Here is an 11,217-nt window from a genome sequence, read left to right on the forward strand (position 1 = left end):
CCATGAAGCTTTACGAAAGCCGCCGTGCCCCCAATCCGCGCCGCGTTCGATGGGTCATGGCGGAAAAGGGCGTGACCGACGTCGAAGGGGTCGAGATCGACCTGCTGGCGGGCGAGCACCGCACCGCCGCCTATCGTGACAAGGTCGGCGTGCCGCACGTCCCGGCGCTGGAGTTGGACGACGGGACCTGCATCTCCGAATCCATCGCCATCTGCCGGTATCTGGAGGCCCTTTATCCAGAGCCCAACCTGTTTGGGCGCGACCCCAGGGAACAGGCGATCATCGAGATGTGGACGCGCCGGTGCGAAATGTATCTGGCCAACCCCATGATGCTGAACGTGCGCTTCAGCCACCCGGCGCTCGCCGCGCTCGAAGCGCCCCAGCCCCAGGTGGCGGAGTACAGCCGCCTCGGCGCCGAAAAGTTCATGCGCACTTTGGATCGGCAACTGGCCGAGCACGAGTTCATCGCCGCTGATCGCTTCACCATCGCCGACATCGTCGCGGCGGTCGGACTGGATTTCGCCAGGCTGGTCAAGTACCGCCCGCCCGCAGAGTTTGTCCATCTGGCGCGCTGGCTGGAGGCCTGCCGCGCCCGCCCGGCCGCGAAGGCCGGGGTCTAGCCTGCGTGCGCACCCTGGCTCCGTCAGAGCGGGGCATGGCGGTGCTGCTGGCGGCCCTGGCCGGCTATGTCGACAGCCTGGGCTTCCTGCAACTCGGCGGCCTGTTCGTCTCCTTCATGAGCGGCAACTCGACCCGGATGGCGGTCGGGGTGTCGATGGGCGACTGGCGCACCGTGGGCGTGGCGGCGGCCATCCTGATCCTGTTCGTCCTGGGCGCGGCTGTGGGCGCGCTGGTCGCGGGCGGCGAGGGGATGCGGTCGCGCAGCCGCGTGCTGGCGGTAGAGGCGACGCTTCTGGCGGGGGCCGCGTTGGCTGTGCCTCTGGGGTCGATGTCGCTTGCCGTCGGCCTGATGGTCCTGGCCATGGGCATCGAGAACGCCGTCTTCCTGCGTGACGGCGAGGTCGGGGTCGGCCTGACCTATATGACCGGGGCCCTGGTCAAGCTGGGCCAGGCCCTGGCCGGCGCCGTGCGCGGCGGGCGCCGCACGGCCTTCGCCCCCTATCTGCTGTTGTGGGTCGGCCTGTTCGGCGGGGCGGTGGTCGGCGCCTTCAGCTATGGCGCGCTGGGGTTGAACGCCCTGTGGCCGGCGGCGACGCTGGCGGCGGGTTTGGCCGTCTTCGCCCGCGTCAGTCGCGAGGCGTGAACTTTCGGATCACGCCCGAGAAGGTCATCAGCAGCCGCTCGCCCGTATTGATCTGGCCGCGCACGAAGATCAGGCTCTTGCCCGCCTTGGTGACCTGGCCGGTCGCCTCGATCAGTTCGCCCACATAGGCGCCGTCGATAAAGGTGGAATCCAGTTGCACCGTCACGCCCGACGCCCCCTCCATCTCCTGATAGGCGATCTGGAACATGGCGATGTCGGCGAAGGTCATCAGGCAGCCACCGTGCATCCGGCCGCCGGCGTTCATGTGCTTCTGCTCGGCGCGGAAGGCGCAGCGCATATGTCCGTCGGGGTCCAGCTTGCCGTAGAAGGGGCCGACCACCACGTCGAAGGTGTCGTGAAGGTCATAGGTCTGCCAGCCGGCGAACTCGCCTTCCGTGATGGTGATTTTCGCGACCATGCCGATTACGCCTTCTTTCCGATCTTGCGGTGCAGCATATAGACCCGATGAGCGATCCAATCGAAGCGGCCATTTTCGAAAAACTGGCCAAGGCCGACCCCAAAAACGTCGGCGGCAAGAGCATTGAACCCTCGGACGTGGCGAAAGAGCTGCAGCCCGAGCAGTGGCAGCGCATGCTGCCCAAGGTCCGCGCCACGGCCCTGGGCCTGATGCGTCAGGGCAAGCTGACCATCACCAAGAAGGGCAAGGCGGTCGATCCGAACGCCTTCAAGGGCGTGATCCGCCTGCGCCTGCCGACCGAAGCCGAGACGGCTGCGGCCCTGGCTGCCCTGCCGCCGGTCGAAGCTTCGGATGACGATTTCGACTGAACCGGAAAGCGATCTGGACAATGTCCTGGCCGAGATCCGCGCCTGCCGGGCGTGTCTGGGACAACTGCCCCACACGCCGCGCCCGGTGGTCATGGTCGCCCCCGAAACACGGCTGCTGATCTGCGGTCAGGCGCCCGGGCGGCGGGTGCATGAAAGCGGTCTGCCCTTCACCGATCCGTCCGGCGTTCGTCTGCGCGACTGGATGGGCGTGGATGAGGCGACCTTCTACAGCGATCCTCGCTTGGGCGTCGCGGCTCAGGCCTTCTGTTTTCCGGGGACCGACCCGAAAGGCGGCGACTATCCGCCGCCGCGCCGCTGCGCCGAGCTGTGGCGGCCCGGCCTGCTGGCCGAGCTGCCGAACGTCGAGCTGACCCTGCTGGTCGGCGGCTACGCCCAGACCTGGGCCTTGGGCGACCGGGCCCGATCCAACATGACCGAAACCGTCCGCGCCTGGCGCGACTATGCCCCCGCCATCCTGCCCTTGCCGCACCCGTCCTGGCGCAATACCGCCTGGCTGAAGAAAAACCCGTGGTTCGAGGCTGAGATTCTGCCCTACCTTCGCCAGAGGACAGCGGAGATTCTGGCGTGAGCATCTGGCGGAGCGGACTGACGGCGGGTCTTTTGGCCCTTTCGCTCGCCCTGTCCGCCTGCGCCACGCCGCACCTGCAAGGACCGCAGGCGCCGCCCAACGGCTTCCACGGCCCGCGTATCGAGGCGGGGACCGAAGGGCGGGGCGCCTTCGTGGTCCAGGACGGTGCCCGTCTGCCCTATCTGCGCTGGAGTCCGCAGGACCAGCAGCCCTGGGCCGTCATCGTCGCCCTGCACGGCTTCAACGACCATTACGCCTCATTCCGGCTGGCCGGGCCGTGGTGGGCGACGCGCGGCATCGAGACCTGGGCCTATGACCAGCGCGGTTTCGGCCTGTCGCCGCATCGCGGCGAGTTTGCGCCCGAAAGCCTGACCAGCGCCGACCTGCGCACCATCGTCTCACTGGTGCGCGCCGAGCGCCCCAATGCGATGATCGTTGTGGCGGGTGAAAGCATGGGCGGCTCTTCGACCATCGCCGCCTTTGGAGGCGAGGCTCCGCCCGACGCCGACCGGGTGATCCTTCTGGCCCCCGGCGTCTGGGGCTGGTCCAGCCAGAGCCCGTTCAACCGCGCGGGGCTCTGGGCCGCCGCTCGCCTGATGGGCGGCAAGGCGGTCGAACCGCCAGCCTTTGCGGTGCGCAACATCCGCGCCTCGGACAATACCCTGGAGTTGATCCGCAACGGCCGCGATCCGCAAAGCATCATCTCGACCCGCTTCGATTCCATGCACGGCCTGGTCGATCTGATGGAGGCGGCGTCGCTGCGCCTCGGCGCGGTCCAGAAGCCGACCCTGCTGCTCTACGGCGCCCACGACCAGATCGTGCGCAAGGGGCCGATGCGCCTGGCGCTGGAACGGGCGGGCGAGCGGCCCGATTTGCGCACGGCCTATTATCCGGACGGCTGGCACATTCTGAACCGCGACCTTCAGGGCGAGGTCGTCTATCGTGATGTCGAGGCCTGGTTGCGCGACGCCGCCGCCCCCTTGCCGTCCGGCGCCGGACCGGTGCTTCCGGCCCTGCGGGCTGACCCGAAAGCGCGCTGAACGCGCCTTTTCCTGACGCGAAACCGACACGCTTGCCCTGTAGGCGGGCGCGGCGTATCTCCACGCGCATAAAAAATACCCCAGGAAAGGCCTGTCATGGGCAAGACGCTGTTTGATTCCCCCTCTTTCGCGAACCATGAGGGCGTTCACGCCTTCCACGACGAGAAAACCGGCCTGAAGGCCATCGTCGCGGTTCACTCCACCGCGCGCGGCCCCGCCGTCGGCGGCACTCGCATGTGGAACTACGCCACCGCCGCCGAGGCGCTGGAGGACGTCCTGCGTCTGTCCAAGGGCATGAGCTACAAGAACGCCGTGGCGGACCTGGAAATGGGCGGCGGAAAGTCGGTCATCATCGGCGACAGCCGCACCCAGAAGTCGCCGGAACTGTTCCGCGCCTTCGGTCGCGCCCTGAACGGTCTGGGCGGAAACTACTACGCCGCCGAAGACGTCGGCACCTCGGTCGAGGATATCGCCGAAGCCCGCAAGGTCACCGAATATGTCCTGGGCCTGAAGGACGGCCCGGAAGCCTCGGGCGACCCCAGCCCCGTCACCGCCGAGGGCGTGTTCCGCTCGAACCTGGTCGTCGCGCGGCGCCTGTTCAAGCAGAACGACATGACCGGCCTGACCGTCGCCATCCAGGGCGTGGGCCACGTCGGCGCCTATCTGGCCGAGAAGCTGCACAAGGCCGGCGCCAAGCTGATCATCACCGACGTCAACCAGGCCAATCTGGAAGCCGTCGCCGCCGCGACCGGCGCCGAGATCGTCGCCCCTGACGCCATCTATGACGTCGCCGCCGACATCTATGCGCCCTGCGCCCTCGGCGCGACGCTGAACCTGCAGACGCTCGACCGCCTCAAGGTCAAGGCCGTCTGCGGCGCCGCCAACAATCAGCTGGCCACCGCCGACATCGGCGACGAGCTGTTCCGTCGCGGCGTGCTGTATGCGCCCGATTACGTCGTCAACGGCGGCGGCATCATCAACGTCGCCTCGGAAATGAACGCCCGCCAGTCGGGCGGCGCCTATGACGCCTCGTGGGTCGAAGGCAAGCTGTCGCGCCTGATGGACACCTTCGAGGAAATCCTCGAGCGTTCGGTGGTCGAGAACAAGCCGACCCACCTGATCGCCGACGCCATCGCCGAAGCCCGCATCAAGGCGGCCGCGGATCAGAAGGCGGAGCTGCTGAAGGCGGCATAAGTAATATTTCTCCCTCCCCTTCATGGGGAGGGTGGCGGAGCCCGCAGGGCGAGGCCGGGTGGGGGGCGGTGTGTCGAAAGATGCGCCGCCCTTTGTCCTTCCGGCCCTCCCCACCCGGTCGCTTCGCGACCAACCTCCCCATGAAGGGGAGGGAGAGCCACCCGGATTCCCTCAATCTTTAACGCATCTTAACGCGGCGTTTACCATCCAGGCGGCAGTTTCTGCCTAGCGGGATCAGTTCATCCCGTTTGTGGATGGGCGGGGACGCGTGGGCGGCTTCACGGCGGCGTTGCAGAAGTTCGGTATCGGCCGTCTGGCCGCGGTGCTCGGCGTCGCCGCCGGCGTGGCCGCGGTGCTGGTCGCCGTCATGCTGCGCGTGGGCCAGGCGCCGGACGCCTTGCTCTATTCCAACCTCGACCTGCGCGAAGCCTCCGAGATCAGCGCCGCCCTGGATCAGGCGGGCATCAAGTACAGCTCCAAGGGCGACGGCTCGACCATCTTCGTCAGCCGGGACGAGGTCGGCACGGCGCGCCTGATGCTGGCGGGCAAGGGGCTCGTGACCTCGGGCAGCGTCGGCTACGAGATCTTCGACAACCAGTCGGTTCTGGGCCAGACCGAGTTCCAGCAGAATCTGAACGAGCAGCGCGCCCTGCAAGGCGAGCTGTCGCGCACCATCATGTCGATGCGCGGCATCACCTCGGCCCGCGTTCACATCACCATGCCGCGCCGCGAGATGTTCCAGGCCGCCGCCACCGACCCCACCGCGGCCGTGGTCGTCGGCGTCGGCGGTCGCGACCTCAGCGCCGACCAGGTCCGCGCCATCCGCAACGTCGTCGCCTCCTCGGTGCCGAACTTGAAGCCGGACAAGGTCACGGTGACGGATCAGTCCAACCGCACGCTGGCCGCCGGTTCGGAAGACACCGGCTTCACCTCGGCCAACGCCGAGGCGGCCAAGGCCACGACCGAGTCCCAGCTCCAGACCCGCATCAAGGATATCGTCGAGGGCGTCGTCGGCGCCGGCGCGGCCCGCGTCCAGGTGACGGCCGACATCGACCACAGCCGCTCGACCACCCAGGAACAGAAGTTCGATCCCGACGGTCAGGTCGTCCGCTCGACCTCTACCAACGGCTCCCAGTCGCAGGACACGACGGGTCAGGCCGACGGCGGCGTCACCGCCACCAACAACATCCCCGGCGGTCAGGCCCCGAACACCACGCCGATCGGCTCGACCAACTCGGAAAACACCGAGACGACGAACTACGAGATCTCCAACACCACGACGACGACGGTGAAGGAGCCTGGCGAGGTCAAGAAGCTGTCGGTCTCGGTCGCCGTGGACGGTAAGTACACCCCCGCCGCCGATGGCAAGGGCGAGCCGACCTACGCCCCGCGCACGGCGGAAGAAGTGCAGCAGATCAAGACCCTGGTCGCCGCCGCCGTCGGCATCGACGAGACGCGGGGCGACAAGATCGAGGTGGTCAACGTCCGCTTCAACCGCGAACCCTCGGCGGCGCCGGGCGCGGACGAAGGCTCGTCGATGTTCAACTTCGACAAGAACGACATCATGCGCGGCGTCGAACTGCTGGTCCTGCTGGTGACCGGGCTGCTGCTGATCTTCTTCGTCGTGCGTCCGCTGCTGAAGACGGCCACCGGCGGCGCCGGTGCGCCCGCCCTGGTCGGCGCCGACGGCGTTCCCGTGACCCCGCTGGACGCCCAGATCGTCGGCGGCGTCCTGCCGGGCCAGCCCCAGATGCTGGCGGGGCCGACCGACATGGAGCAGCGGCTCGACATCGCCCGCATCGAGGGCCAGGTGAAGGCCTCCTCGATCAAGAAGGTCGCGGACTTCGTCGACTCCCACCCGGAGGAATCCACCGCCATCCTTCGCTCCTGGGTGCATGAAAGCTAATGACCCGTCTCGTGAGCAAAAAGGGTCCGATCGACGACATCCGCAAACTGACGGGGCCTGAGAAGGCGGCCGTCGTCCTGCTGTCTCTGGGCGAAGAGCACACCATCCTCTGGCAGCAGCTGGACGAGGAGGAGATCAAGGAGGTCTCCCAGGCCATGGCCGGTCTCGGAACCGTGGCCGCTTCGGTGGTCGAGGAAGTCCTGGTCGAGTTCGTCTCGGGCATCGGCGGCGCCGGCGCCCTGATGGGCAGCTACGAGCAGACCCAGCGCCTGCTGGCCTCCTTCATGCCGGGCGACCGCGTGGACGCCCTGATGGAGGAAATCCGCGGCCCGGCCGGGCGGACCATGTGGGACAAGCTCGGCAATGTGAACGAGGCCGTCCTCGCCAACTATCTGAAGAACGAATACCCGCAGACGGTCGCCGTCATCCTGTCCAAGGTGAAGCCCGACCACGCCTCGCGCGTGCTGACGGCCCTGCCTGAAGATTTCGCCCTGGAGTGCGTCCAGCGGATGCTGCGCATGGAGCCGGTGCAGCGCGACATCCTGGACAAGATCGAGCAGACCCTGCGCACCGAGTTCATGTCCAACCTGGCCCGCACTTCCAAGCGCGACAGCCACGAACTGATGGCCGACATCTTCAACAGCTTCGACCGCCAGACCGAGGCCCGCTTCATCGGCGCCCTGGAGGAACGCAGCCGCGACTCGGCCGAGCGCATCCGCTCGCTGATGTTCGTCTTTGAGGACCTGTCGAAGCTGGATCCCGGCGGCGTGCAGACCCTGCTGCGGGCGGTCGAGAAGGACCAACTGGGCCTGGCGCTGAAGGGGGCTTCGGATTCACTGCGCGAAATGTTCTTCTCCAACATGTCCGAGCGCGCCTCGAAGATCATGCGGGAGGACATGGAGTCGATGGGCCCTGTCCGCCTCAAGGACGTCGACGCCGCCCAGATGACCATGGTCCAGGTGGCCAAGGACCTGGCCGCGCGCGGCGACATCATGCTGGCCGGCCAGGGCGCTGACGACGAGTTGATCTACTGACATGACCGGCATCCCCTCCACCGCACGCCCCTTCATCTTCGACACCGAGTTCGACGCCTCGGGCGACGTCGTGCGTCCATCGGCCTGGCAGCCGGTCAAGCGCTCCTTCGCCCCCGCAGAGGTCGACGCCCTGATCGCTCAGGCGCGACTGGAGGCCCGTCAGCAGGCTCTTGCCGAGGTCGAGGCCCTGCGCGCCGACGCTCTGTCGACCCTGGCCCAGCAGGCGGCTCATGCCGCCGGCGCTCTCAGCACCATCGCCGAGGCCCATCGTCACCAGTCGGCCGAGCTGGCGGTCGCCTCTGCTCGCGTCCTGGCCTCCGCCGCCTTCGACCGTTTCCCGCGCCGCCCGCTGGAAGCCGCCATCGAGCAGCTGGCTCAGGAGATCGACGCCTCGCCGCGTCTTCTGGTGCGGGCCGCCGGTCTGGACGAGACGACCCGCGCCCACATCGAGGCCCTGTGCGCCGACGCCGGTTTCACCGGTCTGATCGCCTTCCGCGAGGATGTCGGCGCGCCCGCCGCCGCCTTCGCCCTGGAATGGGCCGACGGCCGCGCCGAGTTCGATCCCGAGGGCGTCGCCGCCCGCGTTTCCGCCGCCCTGGAGGCCGCGCTCGCGGGCGAGGCCGGCCATGCTGAATCCCTCGACAGGAGCGCCTTCTGATGGCCACCGACGATCTCTCGCTGGAAGAGTTCGGCGACTCCACCGCCCTGACCCTCGCCGACGAGGGGGGGGACAAGTCCGCCGCCGACCTGGCCACGGTCTTCGACGTGCCGGTCAACATCTCCGCCGTGCTCGGCAAGGCCCATATGTCGGTCGCCCAGCTGCTGAAGCTGAACCGCGGCAGCGTGCTGGAGCTGGACCGCAAGGTCGGCGAGGCCATCGACATCTTCGTCAACAACCGCCTGGTCGCCCGCGGGGAGGTCGTCGTCGTCGAGGACCGTCTGGGCGTGACCATGACGGAAATCATCAAGACCGAGGATTCTGGCGCCTGATCGGCCGCCGGATCCTGATGCAGAATTAGAGGAGAAGACCCATGCGGCTTCTGGTGGTTGGCAGGCTCAGCGGACAGCTGGCGACGGCGGTGAAGATGGCCATGGCGCACGGCGCCAAGGTGCAGCACGTCGAGCGCGCCGATCAGGCGACCGAGCAACTGCGGCGCGGGCAGGGGGCCGACCTGATGATGGTCGACTACCGTATCGACATCGCCGCCCTGATCGCCGCCAACGACGCCGAGCGCATCCACGTCCCGGTCGTGGCCTGCGGCGTGGACGCCGACGCCCGCGAAGCCGCCGACGCCATTCGCGCCGGGGCCAAGGAGTTCATCCCCTTGCCGCCCGAAGCGGACCTGATCGCCGCCGTTCTCTCGGCTGTGGCCGACGACGAGCGTCCGATGATCTCGGCCGATCCGGCCATGAAGGCCGTCATCAGCCTGGCCGACCAGGTGGCGCGTTCGGAAGCCTCCATTCTGATCACCGGTGAAAGCGGTGTCGGTAAGGAGGTGATGGCCCGTTACCTGCACACCGGGTCCAAGCGGGCGGACAAACCCTTCATCAGCGTCAACTGCGCCGCCATCCCCGACAACCTGCTGGAATCCGAGCTGTTCGGCCACGAGAAGGGCGCCTTCACCGGCGCCGTGGCGCGCCGCATCGGCAAGTTCGAGGAGGCCGACGGCGGCACCCTGCTGCTGGACGAAATCAGCGAGATGGACGCTCGCCTGCAGGCCAAGCTGCTGCGCGCCATTCAGGAACGGGTCATCGACCGCGTCGGCGGCTCCAAGCCCGTGCCGGTCAACATCCGCATCATCGCCACCTCGAACCGCGACCTGGCCAAGGCCGTGGCCGAGGGGACCTTCCGCGAAGACCTGCTGTACCGCCTGAACGTGGTGAACCTGCGCCTGCCCAGCTTGCGCGAGCGTCCGGGCGACATCGCCGTCCTGTGCGACCACTTCATCCGTAAATACGCCGCCGCCAACGGCGTGCCGCCCCGTCCGATTTCGGTCGAGGCCCGCCGCGCCCTGGTGGGCCACCGCTGGCCCGGCAACGTGCGCGAGCTGGAAAACGCCATGCACCGCGCCGTCCTGCTGGCGACGGGGACCGAGATCGACGTCGACGCCATCCGCCTGCCGGACGGCCGTCCTCTGCTGGAAGGCGGCGCGGCGGCCCCGTCGCCCATCGCCTCGACCTATGACGCCGGCGTCGCCGGTCATGCGGCCCAGATGGCCGACGCCATGACCCGCAGCTTCGTCGGTCAGACCGTGGCCGAAATGGAAAAGACCCTGATCCTCGACACCCTGAACCACTGCCTGGGCAACCGCACCCATGCGGCGACTATCCTGGGCATCTCGATCCGCACCCTGCGTAACAAGCTGAACGAATACGCCGACGAGGGCACGGCCATCCCGGCGCCGCAATCGGGCGTTGCCGCCGCCTATGGCGCGGCGGGCTAGACCCATGCGCGCCGACCGCCGGACGGTTCTGCTGGGCGCAGGCGCGTTGATGCTGGCGGCCTGCTCGCGCGAGGTGAAGTCGGCCGAGGCCGATCTGGACGCTGATGTTGAGGACGCCGGAGCCCTGGATCTGGACCTGTCAGATCTGGAAGCCCGACATGGCGGCCGTTTGGGCCTGGCCGTCGCCTCCGGCGGCGTCAACGCCGCCTGGCGCGGCGACGAGCGTTTCGTCTATTGCTCGACCTTCAAGATGTATCTCGCCGCCGCCACCCTGCTGCGGGTCCAGGCGGGGCAGGAGCGGCTGGATCGCGCCGTCCCGATCACCGCCGCCGACATGATCGACCACGCACCTGTGACGGAAAAGGCGGTTGGTTCGACCCTGACCGTCGAGCAGTTGATGAAGGCTACGGTCGAGGTCAGCGACAATCCTGCCGCCAACATCCTGATCCGCGAGATGGGCGGGCTGGAGACCCTGCGCGCCTTCTATCGCGGCATCGGCGATGACAGCACCCGCGTCGACCGTCTCGAGCCCGAGATGAACCGTCTCGATGGCGACAAGGACACCATCACACCGATCCAGTCGGTGCGGAACATCAGCCGTCTGCTGGTCGCGTCCGACACCCCGCTGAACCCGGCGTCCAAGGCCCTGTTGATGCGCTGGATGACCGAGACGCCGACGGGCCAGGGGCGGATCAAGGCGGGCGTCCCCGCCGGCTGGACCGTCGCGCACAAGACCGGCACCGGCGGCTATGGACCGACCAACGACATCGGCCTGATCCAGCATCCTGACGGCGGCGCGCCTGTCGTCATCGCTGTCTATTTCCACGCCACGCGGGATTCGACGGACGACCAGCGTGAAGCCGTCATCGCCGACGCCACCCGTCTGGCGCTCAAGGCGCTGGGGCATGGCTGAGACCGCGCGAATCCTGTCATCAGGCGGGATGACCTTCGTCCGCCGCC

The 11,217-nt window shown here is 68.0% G+C and carries 13 protein-coding genes; 12 read left to right on the forward strand and 1 reads right to left on the reverse strand.

The window, feature by feature from the left end; translation table 11 throughout:
• Nucleotides 1-2: 2 nt before the first annotated feature.
• Both ACFYLW_RS03455 and ACFYLW_RS03460 read left to right on the forward strand, forming a co-directional pair.
• Nucleotides 3-620 carry a glutathione S-transferase family protein gene (locus ACFYLW_RS03455; protein WP_390182841.1) on the forward strand — a complete coding sequence of 206 codons (618 nt, stop codon included), beginning with the start codon at nt 3-5 and terminating at the stop codon, nt 618-620.
• 35 nt (nt 621-655) lie between these two features.
• Nucleotides 656-1,264, forward strand: coding sequence for a YoaK family protein (locus tag ACFYLW_RS03460; protein WP_390182842.1), 609 nt, complete (start codon nt 656-658; stop codon nt 1,262-1,264).
• Here the strand turns inward: ACFYLW_RS03460 and ACFYLW_RS03465 are convergent.
• Nucleotides 1,248-1,682, reverse strand: coding sequence for a PaaI family thioesterase (locus ACFYLW_RS03465; RefSeq protein WP_312063911.1), 435 nt, complete (start codon nt 1,680-1,682; stop codon nt 1,248-1,250). The genes ACFYLW_RS03460 and ACFYLW_RS03465 overlap by 17 nt on opposite strands.
• Before the next feature lie 47 nt (nt 1,683-1,729).
• Between ACFYLW_RS03465 and ACFYLW_RS03470 the strand changes: the two genes are divergently transcribed.
• The 10 genes from ACFYLW_RS03470 to bla all read left to right on the forward strand — a co-directional run bounded on the left by ACFYLW_RS03470 (nt 1,730) and on the right by bla (nt 11,170).
• Nucleotides 1,730-2,050, forward strand: a complete 321-nt coding sequence (locus ACFYLW_RS03470; protein ID WP_292083903.1) for a DUF3253 domain-containing protein — start codon at nt 1,730-1,732, stop codon at nt 2,048-2,050.
• Nucleotides 2,034-2,639 (forward strand): uracil-DNA glycosylase family protein, encoded by a 606-nt coding sequence (locus ACFYLW_RS03475; protein ID WP_390182843.1) that lies wholly within the window; start codon nt 2,034-2,036, stop codon nt 2,637-2,639. Before ACFYLW_RS03470 ends, ACFYLW_RS03475 begins: the two co-directional genes overlap by 17 nt.
• Nucleotides 2,636-3,679 (forward strand): alpha/beta fold hydrolase, encoded by a 1,044-nt coding sequence (locus tag ACFYLW_RS03480; protein ID WP_390182845.1) that lies wholly within the window; start codon nt 2,636-2,638, stop codon nt 3,677-3,679. The genes ACFYLW_RS03475 and ACFYLW_RS03480 overlap by 4 nt, the downstream gene beginning before the upstream one ends.
• A 96-nt stretch (nt 3,680-3,775) precedes the next feature.
• A complete protein-coding gene (locus ACFYLW_RS03485; protein ID WP_390182846.1) occupies nt 3,776-4,873 on the forward strand; it encodes a Glu/Leu/Phe/Val dehydrogenase in 1,098 nt (365 codons plus the stop codon).
• A 268-nt stretch (nt 4,874-5,141) separates the two neighbouring features.
• Nucleotides 5,142-6,779: a flagellar basal-body MS-ring/collar protein FliF gene (fliF, locus tag ACFYLW_RS03490; protein ID WP_390182847.1), complete on the forward strand. Its 1,638-nt coding sequence runs from the start codon at nt 5,142-5,144 to the stop codon at nt 6,777-6,779.
• Nucleotides 6,779-7,813, forward strand: coding sequence for a flagellar motor switch protein FliG (gene fliG, locus ACFYLW_RS03495; protein ID WP_390182848.1), 1,035 nt, complete (start codon nt 6,779-6,781; stop codon nt 7,811-7,813). Before fliF ends, fliG begins: the two co-directional genes overlap by 1 nt.
• 1 nt (nt 7,814) lies before the next feature.
• The gene (locus ACFYLW_RS03500; protein ID WP_390182849.1) at nt 7,815-8,471 is read left to right on the forward strand and encodes a flagellar assembly protein FlbE; all 657 of its coding nucleotides are present in this window, start codon (nt 7,815-7,817) and stop codon (nt 8,469-8,471) included.
• Nucleotides 8,471-8,803, forward strand: coding sequence for a flagellar motor switch protein FliN (gene fliN / locus ACFYLW_RS03505; RefSeq protein WP_292083895.1), 333 nt, complete (start codon nt 8,471-8,473; stop codon nt 8,801-8,803). Before ACFYLW_RS03500 ends, fliN begins: the two co-directional genes overlap by 1 nt.
• 41 nt (nt 8,804-8,844) lie before the next feature.
• Nucleotides 8,845-10,257: a sigma-54 interaction domain-containing protein gene (locus tag ACFYLW_RS03510; RefSeq protein ID WP_390182850.1), complete on the forward strand. Its 1,413-nt coding sequence runs from the start codon at nt 8,845-8,847 to the stop codon at nt 10,255-10,257.
• Nucleotides 10,258-10,261: 4 nt separating this feature from the next.
• Complete coding sequence (gene bla / locus ACFYLW_RS03515) at nt 10,262-11,170, forward strand: class A beta-lactamase (protein ID WP_390182851.1); 909 nt, start codon at nt 10,262-10,264, stop codon at nt 11,168-11,170.
• Nucleotides 11,171-11,217: the final 47 nt, after the last annotated feature.

It is taken from the genome of Brevundimonas sp. NPDC007368 (assembly GCF_042869015.1).
Taxonomy (GTDB): Bacteria; Pseudomonadota; Alphaproteobacteria; order Caulobacterales; family Caulobacteraceae; genus Brevundimonas.